General features: G+C 50.7%; 13 protein-coding genes. 6 read left to right on the forward strand and 7 right to left on the reverse strand.

All coding sequences use genetic code 11. The features are described 5' to 3' along the window. Positions 1-44: 44 nt before the first annotated feature. Both CHB92_RS01675 and CHB92_RS01680 read left to right on the forward strand, forming a co-directional pair. Positions 45-725 (forward strand): TIGR04283 family arsenosugar biosynthesis glycosyltransferase, encoded by a 681-nt coding sequence (locus tag CHB92_RS01675; RefSeq protein WP_089317412.1) that lies wholly within the window; start codon positions 45-47, stop codon positions 723-725. Between the two features lie 189 nt (positions 726-914). Continuing rightward, the gene (locus tag CHB92_RS01680; protein WP_089317413.1) at positions 915-2,990 is read left to right on the forward strand and encodes a M13 family metallopeptidase; all 2,076 of its coding nucleotides are present in this window, start codon (positions 915-917) and stop codon (positions 2,988-2,990) included. Positions 2,991-3,061: 71 nt separating this feature from the next. Here the strand turns inward: CHB92_RS01680 and CHB92_RS01685 are convergent, their stop codons facing one another. Next, the gene (locus CHB92_RS01685) at positions 3,062-3,826 is read right to left on the reverse strand and encodes a peptidylprolyl isomerase (protein ID WP_089317414.1); all 765 of its coding nucleotides are present in this window, start codon (positions 3,824-3,826) and stop codon (positions 3,062-3,064) included. Positions 3,827-4,247: 421 nt separating this feature from the next. Here CHB92_RS01685 and CHB92_RS01690 point away from each other — a divergent pair, with 421 nt between their 5' ends. After that, a complete protein-coding gene (locus CHB92_RS01690) occupies positions 4,248-5,468 on the forward strand; it encodes a S8 family peptidase (protein ID WP_089317415.1) in 1,221 nt (406 codons plus the stop codon). Positions 5,469-5,541: 73 nt separating this feature from the next. Here the strand turns inward: CHB92_RS01690 and CHB92_RS01695 are convergent, their stop codons facing one another. Next, positions 5,542-6,042 carry a GNAT family N-acetyltransferase gene (locus CHB92_RS01695; protein ID WP_089317416.1) on the reverse strand — a complete coding sequence of 167 codons (501 nt, stop codon included), beginning with the start codon at positions 6,040-6,042 and terminating at the stop codon, positions 5,542-5,544. A gap of 129 nt (positions 6,043-6,171) precedes the next feature. On the opposite strand from CHB92_RS01695, the gene CHB92_RS01700 reads away from it, so the two are divergent. Beyond that, the gene (locus CHB92_RS01700; protein ID WP_089317417.1) at positions 6,172-7,170 is read left to right on the forward strand and encodes a zinc-binding dehydrogenase; all 999 of its coding nucleotides are present in this window, start codon (positions 6,172-6,174) and stop codon (positions 7,168-7,170) included. Between the two features lie 152 nt (positions 7,171-7,322). Then, the gene (locus CHB92_RS01705; RefSeq protein ID WP_089317418.1) at positions 7,323-7,580 is read left to right on the forward strand and encodes an acyl-CoA-binding protein; all 258 of its coding nucleotides are present in this window, start codon (positions 7,323-7,325) and stop codon (positions 7,578-7,580) included. 50 nt (positions 7,581-7,630) lie between these two features. Here CHB92_RS01705 and CHB92_RS01710 read toward each other — a convergent pair whose 3' ends face one another. The 4 genes from CHB92_RS01710 to CHB92_RS01725 form a co-directional block, all read right to left on the reverse strand. Next, entirely contained in the window at positions 7,631-8,074 is a 444-nt protein-coding gene (locus tag CHB92_RS01710) for a putative signal transducing protein (protein WP_089317419.1), read from the reverse strand. Between the two features lie 12 nt (positions 8,075-8,086). Beyond that, positions 8,087-8,308 carry a CDGSH iron-sulfur domain-containing protein gene (locus tag CHB92_RS01715; RefSeq protein WP_089317420.1) on the reverse strand — a complete coding sequence of 74 codons (222 nt, stop codon included), beginning with the start codon at positions 8,306-8,308 and terminating at the stop codon, positions 8,087-8,089. 134 nt (positions 8,309-8,442) lie between these two features. Continuing rightward, positions 8,443-9,246 (reverse strand): hypothetical protein, encoded by an 804-nt coding sequence (locus tag CHB92_RS01720; protein WP_106219047.1) that lies wholly within the window; start codon positions 9,244-9,246, stop codon positions 8,443-8,445. Between the two features lie 270 nt (positions 9,247-9,516). Continuing rightward, entirely contained in the window at positions 9,517-11,958 is a 2,442-nt protein-coding gene (locus CHB92_RS01725; RefSeq protein ID WP_089317422.1) for a GAF domain-containing protein, read from the reverse strand. A gap of 248 nt (positions 11,959-12,206) precedes the next feature. Here CHB92_RS01725 and CHB92_RS01730 point away from each other — a divergent pair, with 248 nt between their 5' ends. Next, on the forward strand, positions 12,207-12,836 hold the full coding sequence (locus CHB92_RS01730) for a hypothetical protein (RefSeq protein WP_144266251.1): 630 nt from the start codon (positions 12,207-12,209) through the stop codon (positions 12,834-12,836). A gap of 87 nt (positions 12,837-12,923) precedes the next feature. Here CHB92_RS01730 and CHB92_RS25685 read toward each other — a convergent pair whose 3' ends face one another. Further along, a complete protein-coding gene (locus CHB92_RS25685) occupies positions 12,924-13,100 on the reverse strand; it encodes a hypothetical protein (RefSeq protein WP_179222924.1) in 177 nt (58 codons plus the stop codon). Positions 13,101-13,249 lie beyond the last annotated feature (149 nt).

The raw sequence follows: 13,249 nt of genomic DNA on the forward strand, positions 1-13,249 counted from the left end.
TACGCTTCGATTTGTAACTTGTAGGACACCTAAACCGAAGCTATTTGAAGCTAAGCGTCATCATACCCACTTACCAGGAAGAAGACACGATCGGGCCATTGTTAAAGCACCTGCAGCAACATGTAAGCACAGGCACTGAACTGATCGTGGCGGATGGTGGTAGCAGTGATGCCACGCGTTGTATTGCCGAGGAACATGGGGTACGGGTACTAACTTGTGCACGGAAGGGCAGGGCCCGCCAGATGAACACTGGGGCCGCAGCAAGCACCGGGGATATTCTTTACTTTTTACACGCCGATACTTATCCGCCCCCTGATTTTGAGCAGCAGTTAATGGTAGCAGTAAAGCAAGGCTACGGCAGCGGCTGCTTTAGGCTTCGGTTCGACCTGTCCCACTGGTTCCTGAGCCTGAATGCCTGGTTCACAAGGTTCGACGTAGATGCGGTACGTTTCGGAGACCAGAGCCTTTTTGTGCGGCGGGATATTTTTGAGCAGGTGGGCGGTTTCGACGAACGGCTCCTGCTGTTGGAGGACCAGGAGGTAGTGGGGCGGTTGCGCAAATTAGCGCGTTTCATCGTACTGCCCCAACAGGTAGTGACCTCTGCCCGGAAGTACAAGCAGGTCGGTGTGTATCGTTTGCAGGCAGGCTATTTCCTGATCTACGGCTTGTACCGGTTAGGGGCTTCACAACAACGCTTGGTAAGGGTGTATAAATGGCTGTTATAGGCCTAAAGGCTCTTGACCAATAACCGGTTTTCTAAAAGCCCTTGCCAGACAGCTTTGATTGGTGTTCTTCCGTTAAGCTTTGCGAAGCCTTTTTATGCGTAAGGTAACCATTAACACTAGACATAGTATGGACTTGAGAACTTGTTCTAAAACAGGTACCTTAAGTATCAGCTAAAACAAAAAGACAGTATGATGAAAAAAACACATCTGTTACCTTATTCTGCCGTACTGGCTGGACTGTTGCTTGGCGGTTGTAGTTCGTCTGCAACCAACGAGGGCGATACGTCCGAGACAGTGGAAGTGAACATGGGCCGAGGGTTGGATCTTGCTAACCTGGATACCACTGTAAGTCCTTGTGTCGATTTTTATCAGTATGCCAACGGCGGCTGGATTAAAAACAATCCTATCCCTGCCTCGGAGAGCCGCTGGGGATCCTTCAACGAGCTGGCTGAGAAGAACAATGCCGTACTTCGCAATATTTTAACAGAGGCCGCTTCTAACAGTGCCGCTCCGGAAGGGTCAGCCACGCAGCTGGTCGGCGACTTTTATGCCTCAGGCATAGATTCCGTGGCAACGGACCAGGCGGGGCTGACACCGATAAAGCCTGAGTTAGAAGAAATAGCAGCCGTAAAGAGCACAGCAGACCTGATCAGCACAGTAGCGGACCTGAAGACCAAAGGCGTAAGCGGCTTCTTTAGCATGTATGTGTCGCAGGACGATAAGATCAGTACCCAGTACGCACTGCAGGCTGGGCAGGGGGGACTCGGCTTGCCAGACCGGGATTATTACCTGAAAGAGGATGAGCGTTCTCAGACGATCCGGAAGGAGTACCTGGAGCACCTGCAGAACATGTTCCAACTGCTGGGCAACGATGCGGCGACTGCTCAGAAGAAGGCACGCACCGTGTTTGATATTGAGACAAGCCTGGCTAAGGCCTCACGAACCCGCGTGGCACTCCGCGACCCGTACGCCAATTACAATAAGATGACACTGCAGGAGTTTGCGAATCAGAACCCAAACCTGCGCGTGAGCCAGTTGCTGACAGGAATGGGGGTTCAGGCCGCCAAAGAGATCATTGTGGGGCAGCCGGAGTTCTTCAAGGAACTGAATAGCATGCTAAAAAGCGTGCCCCTGGAGGACTGGAAGACCTATACTACCTGGCATGTGGCCCGTACCATGGCCCCTTATCTGAGCCAGAACTTCGTGGAAGAGAACTTCGACTTTTACGGCAAGGTGCTAAGTGGGGCACAGGAGATGCAGCCGCGCTGGAAGCGGGTGCTGCGTGCCACAGACAGTGCCCTGGGGGAGGCGTTAGGTCAGCTTTACGTGGAAGAGACTTTCTCGCCGGAGGCCAAGCAAAAGGCAATTACGATGGTGAATAACCTGCAGGAGGCCTTTAAAGAGCATGTGGCCGACCTGGACTGGATGAGCGAAGCGACCAAGCAGCGGGCCTTGCAAAAGCTGGAGGCTTTCGCCGTGAAGATCGGTTACCCCGATAAGTGGGAAGACTATCAGGGCCTGGACATCAACCGCGACTCCTATGCCGCTAATGTGATGCGGGCCAGCCAGTTCGCCTTCCGTGATAACATTGGCAAGATCGGAAAGCCGGTAGACCGGGAGGAGTGGTTTATGTCGCCGCCAACGGTTAACGCTTACTATAACCCGACTATGAATGAGATCGTGTTCCCGGCCGGTATCCTGCAGCCACCTTTCTTCGACCCACAGGCCGACGATGCGGTTAACTACGGCGGCATGGGTGCTGTGATCGGGCATGAACTAACACACGGCTTTGATGACCAGGGAGCCAAGTATGACTACGAAGGCAACCTGAAAGACTGGTGGACAGCGCAGGACCTGGAGCAGTTTACGGCCCGTGCCAACGCTGTGGCCGACCAGTACGATCAGTACACCGTGCTGGACAATTTGCATGTAAACGGCAAACTGACGCTGGGCGAGAACATTGCCGACATCGGGGGACTGAACATTGCTTACACCGCATTGCAGAAGGCGCTGGAGAATAAGGACCCGGGTAAGATAGCAGGTCTTACGCCTGAACAGCGCTTCTTCCTGGCCTGGGCGCAGATCTGGCGTGTGAATGCGCGCGATGAGTACCTGAACCAGCAGATTCTGACAGATCCGCACTCACCTGGCCGCTTCCGCACAAACGGTCCGGTGTCTAACATGCCGGAGTTTTACGAAGCTTTTGGCTGCGAATCAAACGACCAAATGTACAGGAAGGAAGAAAACAGAATCAACATCTGGTAAAACTTGACGCTTCCCAAAAAGAAGGCGCGGCAGATTTCTGCCGCGCCTTCTTTTTGGGAAGCGTTTAACTGCTACTCCTTTACGATTTTAATGGTATGCGGAACTACACGCCTAGGCCAGTCCGAAGCATCCACTGGCTCCTGCTCAATTTTTTCTACTACATCCATTCCCTCTATTACCTCACCAAAAACAGTATATTCGGTGTCAAGCCCGGGTTCGCCGCCAAGTTCCAGGTAGGCTTGCTCTTGGGCAGGAGTATAGTCTATGTTGCGTTGGGCCTCGTAGGCGCGTAACTGCTCTTCAAAAACAGGCTCGCCGGTCACGATGTAAAAGTTGTGGGAGGAAGACTCCTTCTCCGGGTTTCGTTCGTCGCCGTATCGGGCCATTGCCAGTGCCCCGCGCTTGTGAATGTACTTCGGGTTAAACTCCTGGGGTATCTTGTACCCTCCCTGGCTCATGGTACGCTCGTCAGAGTCGCCTCCCTGTATGGCAAAATCCTTCACCACCCGGTAGAACTCCCCTTCGTTATAAAAGCCAGCCTTGGTCAGGCGTACGAAGTTAGCCCGGTGCAGGGGCGTTTCTTTATACAGACGTACCTTTATATCACCGTGTCGGGTAGAGATTACCGCTAAGCTATCAGGGTGCTTTTCGGCATAGGCGCTTAGTACCTCTACTGCGTTCTCATAAGTAAGTGGTACAAGGCCTTGTTCTTCTTCCTCTTCTGCCGCCACAGCCTGGTCTTCTTCAGAAGCCTGGTTACAGGACGCTAAGGGCGCCAGACAACTTGCGAGTATAAAGGCACTCAAAAGGGCTCTGTATGAAAACAGTTTGATCATCTTTTCGTGGGTTTACTCTTGTTTCGAATATACAAGGATTCGCCTAAAGATGCTATCCCCTACGGTTACAACAGCTTAGATTAAGTGGTACTCCTTTTAACTATTCTAATACGTGGGAAGTGCCTGTGTTGCAAATAGCGTGTGTTAGCAAAAACCTGCTGCTGTTAAACTTGCTTTTCCGGAGCTGTTCCTTCCCTTGCCCGTGCTCTTTTGTGACTCCTGTTCCTACACCTAACTAGTTTTGCCGGAAGCCTCTGTTATAACAAAAGGCGTGATTGGACTGCTTTGGAAAGCTTTTGAATGAGGTATGATAAAAAATTAATAATATAATTTGCATATATATACATTAATCAATAGATTAGATATGACATCACTTCATTTTATTAAACATTTTTCTCATCACTAAACCTAATCAAGTAGTATGAAGAACACTTTACGTTTAAGAGGCTTAATGCGCTCTGTCCTGTTTGGTGCAGCTATGGCAACAGCTGCCTGCACCTTCACTGCCTGTGACAACGAAGGAGAAACGCTGGCACCAGAGGCCGAAGTACAGGCTGGTAGTCAAAACGGGGCGATCATCCCGGGTAAATACATAATTGTATTTAAGCAAGACGGAAATTTGCGCTTGGATCCGGGAGCTAGCTATGAACAGCGCGTGGACGTGGTTCGTAACGTTGGGAAGGATATACTGGCAGCGAATGGAGTTAAAGATATTAAGATAGAGCAGGCGTACGGCCAGGCGCTGCAGGGTATAGCGGTTAATTTATCCGTAGAGGAGGCGGAAGCCCTCCGGCATGATCCGAAGGTGGCCTACGTAGAGCCGGATCGTATTGTGATGCTTGCCAAGCCAGACAGAGGCGGTGGCGGCGGTTCTACTGGCCAGACTGTGCCATATGGCATTTCCCGCGTAGGATATGCCAGCGGGGCAGGAAAAACTGCTTGGGTCATCGACACCGGCGTTGACCTGAATCACCCGGACCTGAAGGTGGATGCAGGTCGTAGCATGTCTGTGTTCACTTCTGGCAGAGATGCAGGTACTGCCGACGACATGAACGGACACGGATCGCATGTGGCCGGTACCATTGCTGCTAAGAACAACACTACCGGGGTGGTTGGTGTTGCTCATGATGCCACCGTTGTAGCTGTTAAAGTGCTCGATTCCCGTGGCAGCGGCTCATACTCCGGGGTTATTGCCGGTGTGGATTATGTTGCAGCTAACGCTAAATCCGGTGATGTGGCGAACATGAGCCTTGGTGGTCCTGTTTCAGATGCTTTGGATCTAGCCATTACTAAGGCAGCGGACAAGGGTATTAAGTTTGCCCTAGCTGCTGGTAATGAAAGCACAGATGCTAACAACTCGTCTCCAGCACGTGTGAACCACAGCAACGTGTACACCATATCAGCCATGGATGATAAAGATACTTTTGCTTATTTCTCGAACTACGGCAATCCGCCTGTTGACTTCTGTGCTCCCGGCGTAAACATTCAGTCTACCTGGAAAGACGGTGGCTACAACACCATCAGTGGTACTTCAATGGCTTCGCCACATGTAGCAGGCTTGTTGCTATTAGGAAACATAAATGAAGATGGAAAGGTGCTTGGAGACCCTGATGGAAACGCGGATCCGATTGCACACAACTAATTTGTTTGTTTAAGTTTAAAGTGAGCTATACAAGGGGCAGCCAAACGGCTGCCCTTTTATTTTTTCGCCCTTCCTACAATACTTTGCGCATCACATAGTCATTCATCCAGTACGGACCAATAGGAATATCCTCTTCGAGGTGTACTGTGTAACCGCAGCGCTCGTAAAACTGTTTTGCTTTGTTGTACCGGTTCACGTTCAGGTCCAGAACAGCCGCCCCTCTTTTCCGAACTTCCTCTTCCGCTGCTGAAAGTAGTACCTTCCCATAGCCTTTGCCCTGCAGCTCCGTGAGCAGGTAGATTTTGTTGAGCTTGTACACGTGCTCTGTCGCGTCTTTGAGGGAAAATGCGGCAAAGCCAATCGGGGTCTTCTCTTCGAAAAGAAGCAGGAACGTCTGCCCCTCCTGCATCTGCTGCCGTAAGGCTTCCTCCTCATAGATTACCTCAAACATATACTCTACCTGTTCCTGTGACAGAATGCTGCTGTAAGTAGGCGCCCAGATAGACTGGGCTAGTTGGTGGAGGGTAGGGATATCTGCTTCGGTGGCTTGCCGTATACTGTAACTCGTGTTCATAATTCAAAAATAGTGCAGGTGAAAGATACAGACTGGCCGGCAAAAAGCAAGGTTTGCGGGGCCAGCCTTTTGTAAAACAGGAGATATCTTAACTTGCGGGTATCGCAAACTGGATCCTAAAAATAAAGAATGAAAGCAGTCACATTAAAAGAGATTGGAAAACCACTAGAGATAATTGAAAAGGACAAGCCGCAGCCGGGGGAAGGGGAGGTGCTGGTACAGGTAAAGGCCGCTGCCTTGAACCACCGAGACGTCTGGATACAGAAGGGGCAGTATGCCAGCATTAAAGTGCCTGCTGTGCCTGGCTCTGATGGGGCCGGTGTCGTAGTTGAAACAGGCGAAGGAGTAGATGACAGCTGGTTAGGAAAAGAAGTGATCATAGACCCCGCTACCAACTGGGGAGACAACCCGCGGGCACAGGGCCGGGACTTTAAAATACTGGGCATGCCACAGGAGGGCACCTTTGCGGAATATGTGAAGGTACCTGCCACCAACCTGTACGGTAAGCCGGAGCATCTAAGCTTTGAGGAAGCCGCTGCAGTGCCTTTAGGGGGCGTAACAGCCTATCGGGCCCTGTTTACGCGCTGTAACCTGCAGGAAGGGGAGCGCGTGCTTGTAACAGGTGCAGGCGGTGGTGTGGCTTTGTTTGCTGTACAGTTTGCTGTGGCTGCGGGTGCCGAGGTCTGGGTTACCTCCGGCGCTGAGGAGAAAGTAGAGCGGGCAAAGTTGTTGGGCGCGAAGGGAGGCGTTAACTACAAAACAGAGGACTGGGGCAAAAAGCTGAAGGAGCAGGCCGGCGGCTTTGATGTGATGATCGACTCGGCTGGGGGAGAAGGCTTTGCACAACTGGTAAGACTGGCAAACCCGGGCGCGCGCATCGGTATCTACGGCCGCACGGCAGGTACGATCCCCAGCCTGAATCCGGCCGAGATCTTCTGGAAACAGATCTCCATTAACGGCAGCACCATGGGGACAGCGCAGGACTTTGCTGACATGGTACAGTTCATCAGCGATAAAACGCTAAAGCCTGTGATTGATAAGGTGTTTCCGCTGGAGGAGGCAGAAAGAGCTTTCCGCCGCATGGACGAAGGCCAGCAGTTCGGTAAGATCGTGCTGAAGCTGGACTAAGCCAACACGAAACAGGAGGGGGAGCGCCAGATACCTTGTTTACAGGCTGTTGGAACGTTGGGGAGCAAGAAGAAAGATGAGTTAAAAAGTTATGCATGCAGAGGATAAATGCTTATCTTGATGCATCATCTTTAAAGAAAAACAAGCATAATATGGCGACACAAGAAGAATTTGAAAGTGCAGTAGCAAAGTCTCAAACACTGTCGGAACGCCCCAGTAATGATGTGCTGCTACAACTGTACGGCCTGTACAAGCAGGCTACCGAAGGCAACGTGAACACCGAGCGCCCGGGCGGCTTTGACTTTAAGAACATAGCCAAGTGGGATGCCTGGAAGCAGCAGGAAGGCAAAGGCCAGGAAGAGGCCCGTAGCCAGTACGTGCAGCTGGTAAACAAGCTGGCCGCCAGGTAAAAGGAATTTATCAGAAGCGTATGGCAGCCACTTTTACAGTGGCTGCTTTTTTATTTCCGCTTCCAGCGGTAGCCGCAGTTGTAGCAGTGGTACTTACGGCTAAGAAAGGGCACCGGAAAACCTAGGAACAGATAGCTGAGGGAGAAAACCGTTTTATTGTATTTCTCTTCGTTCACGTTATCGGAGCCACAGTTAGGGCACACGATAGCCTCCGGGTGCTCCTGCATGGGCGGGGCCAGCTCAATGCTTTCGTTTAACTCGAACTCACCTTCACCGCCCTGTATGCGGGCCAGGATAGCCTTTGCCTCCTCCACATCCTGCTCCGTTACTTTAAGCTTAACGCCTCCTACAGCCACCGAGTAAAAGGGCTGTGCGCCCACGATGTGTTCATCCCCCAGAAAACACAGAATGCCCTCTGCCTCCAGGCGCCCCTTCAGGATGTGCGCTTCGGTTAGGTCGTTAAAAGCAGCTATGGTAACAAGGCGTTCTGCCATCTGGTACGGGGCTTATTTCTTTGGAGGAAGGTCAAAAGCTTCGGCTTCGTGCTCAAAGTGTCCCTTGTGAGAGCCATCGCAAAAAGGCTTGTTTTGCGAACGGCCGCAGCGGCAGATGGAAACCAGTTCTCTGCCTCCTAGTCCATAGGTGTTCCCATTCTTGTCCACAATTTCAAAGTCGCCCTCTACACGCAGAGAGCCGTTGTTGTTTACCGTGATTTTCGTTTTTGCCATCTTGTCTGTATGAGATCTAAACAAATATACTCATTAAATGGGACAAGTACCCCTTAGGGACGATCAGAGCAGGTGAAATCAAACAAAAAAGGCCCTGGGTCACCAGGGCCTTTTCTTGAAAATAGGTCCAAATTCTAGTTACTGTACACGTAGGTGAAGACTTCACGTTTGCCGGTTGGGGTGTTAACCGTCTGTGTCAGTGGGTAGCCTCGTTCGTCGTAGGTGTAAGCGTAGGCATACTCGTACGTCTTATTGCTACCGCTTACTACCGTAGTTGCGGCAATCAGGTTATTCGGGCTGCTGGCCGTGCCGGGCTCTGCAAACTCATGGAAAGGGTTAATGCTGTTATCGTAGCTGTAAGTGCTTACGGAGAACAGCTTTTCCTCTCCCTTATCGTCAATCACATACTGCTCTTCCTGCGTGTAGTTCCCGTTCGGCAACACGCTGTAGGTGGTGTAAGATTTAGGCGTGGCCTTTTCCTGCTCCTCTCCCTCAAACACCGACTTTTTCTCTAGTTTGTTCTGTGCGTCATAGCTATAGGTGGCATAGCCGGTGTACTCTACCTTGCTGCCATTGTAATAGACCATCTTAGACTTTGTCAGTAAACCGTCGGTATTGTACGTAAAGCTTTGCTCAGACAGCAGGGCGTGGTTGCCTCCTGCATGTGTGGATGTCTTGATGAGCTTTCCTTTGCCGTCACGCTCAAACCGGTCAAAGCTTTCCAGCTCACCTGACTCTTTGTCGTAGTGGTTGATCTGGCTCAGTTGCTTACCTGCAAAGGCGTAAGAAGTTACCTCTGCCGAATCGGCCATGATCTGCGAGATCATTCCCTGCTCGAAATCCGGCTGCGCAATGTCCTGCTCGCTCTTCTCGCAAGAACTGAGCGCTACCACACCACAAAAAAGTATGGCAGGTAAAAATTTTTTGTTTAGTCTCATTTGGCTAAAAGTTGAACTAAATTAAAAAGTGAAATATATACTTGCCTTTACCTGTAATGGGCAAGTTTAGGTGAAAACGCAGCCTTTGTTTTAAAAATTGCACTGGTACAGATAAAAAGAGAGGCGCTCCCTACGGAATGTCTGTGTTTGTGGTTGCAAAGTGTTGATATAAAATGTATTAAATCTTAAGGGTGAGCTTTGATTTTTTTTCGGGAAGGACGAAAGAAATGCCAAAATGTTAAAATATGTATATAGATATGTTTGTGAAGGCTAATTCAGACTGGCGCTTTTTGCAATTTCCAGCAGTTCATCGCCGGCGTCGATGTCGTGGCGTAGCTGTTCCTTAAAATTGATACTAAAGCGAAGGGCCTTTAAGCCTTGTACGCCCTGCAGTTCCTCTATTTCCAGGTGCTCCACGTCCCCTTCGATGTACCCCTCCGACTTCAGAAACTCCAGGTAGCGCTCGTACTCCAGGGCTTCCTTTTGTTGGGTATACACGATAGCCACTTTACCTGGCTGCGTCAGGCGCTCCTCTGTATGGCGCACGGCTGCTTTTTCGACTCTTTTTTTGATGATCTCGTAGCGGATGTTATTGGCGCCGTCTACGTCAAACTTCTTCTCGTCCTGACGGAACCGAATAGAGATAGGCTCGTTGTGCACGAGAACCAGCTGGGTGATTTCGAGGGGCAGCTTTAGGCTGGGGCGCAGCTTGTGTATACGGCGTGCAATCTCACAGGTGAGCATCAGCTGCCACAGCCGCATGTTCTTCAGGTAAATTTGCTCAAAGCTGCCATCATGCAGCAGCGAAGAGCCGATGTAGATGTTGTACTCCAATCCGTCGGTCTTGTACTTCTCGAAATAGTGCGGGAATATCTGCTGCGCTTTCTCTTCTTCGCGCTCCAGAAAACTGGAGATCGTTTCGTTAATCATGAACAGACTCTCCTCGTAGGCCCTGCGCTTGTTATACACGACCCGGTATGGATTATTGATGGCAGAGCGGTAAGCGCTGATAGCGGGTTGTGAGCCCGGGTTCTTTTTGAGGAAATGGTCGAACAGTGCCTCGATCTCGTTGCGAAGGAAGTCCAGGATGGTGCCCTCGTCACCTGAGCTTAGCTCGTTTACGATATTCAGCGAGTACTTGTCTACTTTATAAATCAGTTCGTCGAGAATGGGCAGGGGCAGGGCGTCTTTCACGGCTAGAAGTACCTCCTTGGCTAACACGAGTTGCTCCAGCACGTCGCCCTGTATAGCCAGGTTGCGCTCAATGGCAGACCCCCTTACATCAAAGGCACCGTACAGCGGATATATGTCCTGAAATATAATGGGTTCTATTTCCGGGCTGGAGTTACGCTCCATCCGTTCCAGAAGGTTTGTGGCCGCCTGGGTAAAGCGCCACTCCACTACAGGGTGTATGGCGGTAAACTTTTCTTTGATGATGGTCTGTACGCTGCTGCGCAGCTCGTCCAGGCTTCTGTTAATGGCCAGGGCAAACAGCGGGAGTATTTCTTTTAGCTTGATAGTGGAAAGAGCGTTTAGCTCTCCTGGTATAGGGGAGCCTAATTCCATCAGACCGATGATCCTGCCTTCATACTCAAGGGGAGCAATGATCAGGTTCCGTATGCCCTGGTCCAGCAACTGGCGCTCTATTTTACTCGGATTAGGAAAAACGTGCAGGTCCTCTACCACGATGGTGTGCCCCTTCTGCATGACCGGTTCATAAATAGAGCCATGCAGGTCCGCCAGTTTCAGGTCACACCCGCTTGTCATGATCAGGCCATTCCAGATCTTTCGGGCATAGCTGGTGTCAAACTCGTGCAAGGCAGGGCAGGAAGCGAAGCCCAGCTGAATCCCGGGCAGGCCAAAGAGCACCTGTAGCTTTTGCTGCAGTCCCAGGAAGCCTTCCCGGGTGCTCACAGTGTCTTTGTCCAGGAGGTCGTAGCGCAACGATGAAATTGTCTCCTCGTTTGTAACCTCCGTAAAATCGTAAATGGCAAAACCTGTGAACTCGAAATTGTCCGGAGGTAGTTTTAGCATCCAAAGGTCCAGGTCGTTGTAGCGGTTTATCAGGAAGTTGATCTCCTGCGGCTTTAGCTCTTTGATCTTGGTCTTTGCCTGCACTTCCATAAACTTCAGGTCTATGTCCAGTTTATAATGGCGGGGTAGCCCGGTCAGCTTATCCTTTATCGTGAAGATGAAGGGCTCATCAATAAAGAAGTTGGCATTATAAAACTTGTCCAGGATAATGGTGTACGCCGAGAGTGTTTGCCGGAACAAGAGCGTTTTCAGGTCCAGGTTCAGTTTCTCCGTGTAATTGCCTCCCTCCAGCAACTGCAGTTCCTCCAATTTGGGTGTGGCATAAAAGCTTTGGAAGTGGAAGGGGACAGAGGCGGCCCGCAGGTCGTTCTCCCACAGTGCGTTTGGGAAAATGTCCTCCATCAGGATGTCAACCGTTTCAGCATACTCTTTCAGCAGTGCCAGGTCTTGTATAGAGCCCATTAGCGCCGGTGTACGACGCAGCAAGTCCGCCAGGTCGGCCATGTGCTTGGCGTTGATGCCCGGCTCTTTCTCGATCTTGTTCTCCCAATAGGCAATAAGCGGCGACAGACTGAGTGTGGCTTTGAACGGGAACTTGTCAGCACTCAGAATAATGTCATCGTTATTCGTAATCGAAACAACTGTTTCATGAAAGCTGCCTCTGTGGGTCTTGCTCATAACTTTATGGATGCGTAATCTGCGGAAAGGCCCTGTTTATGAAGAACATGGTCTCCCGCTTGTGTACTTATAACGAAGTTTATACCTAAAAGATGGTGCAATTGGCAGGGCTCGTGTTAAGTTTATGTAACTTGCTTCTGTGCGGATACAAGGGGCATTTGTCTGAAAAAGTATAGCTTACTTTATATATTTGGCATAATTTTTACGGTGAAAGCGTGTTATAGTTAAGCTACTAAAGAACAAAAGAAATGAGCAGAATGTGGAAATGGATGTTGCCGCTGTGCCTGGTGCTGTTAAGTACGGGCTTTGCTGCAGCACAGTCTCAGTTGGAGCGTGACCTGGCGGACCTTCGGGCCTGGATGCAGCGCAGGTCTTCGCAAGCTGACAGCGTGATCCGGCAGGAGTGGCCCAGCGTGAAGCAGGAGTTTAAGGAACTGACCTATAGCCTGGACCGCAACACGAAAAAGATGCCGGCCAAGTCGCAGGAGGAGTACCAGGGCATAAAGCAGCAGTATCAGGAATGGGAGGACCGTAACGAGCGTACCTCCGTGAGCCTGGATGGCGATAAACTGGCGCAGTGGGAGCGCAAGATGACTGGCACCACGCAGATAAGCAGAGTAAAGCCCGTGCACTTGCGCGATGCCTATACACGCCTGCTGGAGTATACACGGGAGCAGCGCCGTGATTGGAGCCTGCGCGACTGGGAGTATGCAGAGTTTGTATTTGGAGAGCTGAATACCCGAAAAGCTGAAGTGTTGGACCTGCTTAGTGGCGGCGACAAGATAAAGATAGCGGCGCTGCAGGTGGAGTTTGCCACCCTGAAGAAAGGCCGTGAGGCCAAAGATGCCTACGAGCACATGCGGGAAGAAAACAGGTAAGTAAAACGCCCTACGTTTAGGATAACAAAAGAGCCCGGGCAGGAACGCATTCCTGCCCGGGCTCTTTTGTTATGTGTCCGCTTATTTTTAGATCGCGTTCTGGCCCTTTGTACCGCCAGACTGGTCTTCGTTCTCGTTACGGCCCTGGTGTGGGCTCTTGTTCTGCTTCTGGTCGCTTAAGTGGCGGTTTTCCTTTTTGTCATTAGGGTCTTTCCCGAATGGATGGCTCTGCTTTTTTGGGTCTTGATTATGTCCTTTTGTCATAGCTCTCTTCTTTATCTTATTGTAACTAAGTGTGTAAATGTTACACCTAAATAAGCCTTGTCACAGGATGGCTTACGTAGGTGCTTTTTTATTAAACGGCAGGGGAAGTCATTGGTTATTAGCTATAAGCACCACTGGAAATACCTTTG

This window comes from Pontibacter ummariensis (assembly GCF_900188175.1).
GTDB lineage: Bacteria > Bacteroidota > Bacteroidia > Cytophagales > Hymenobacteraceae > Pontibacter > Pontibacter ummariensis.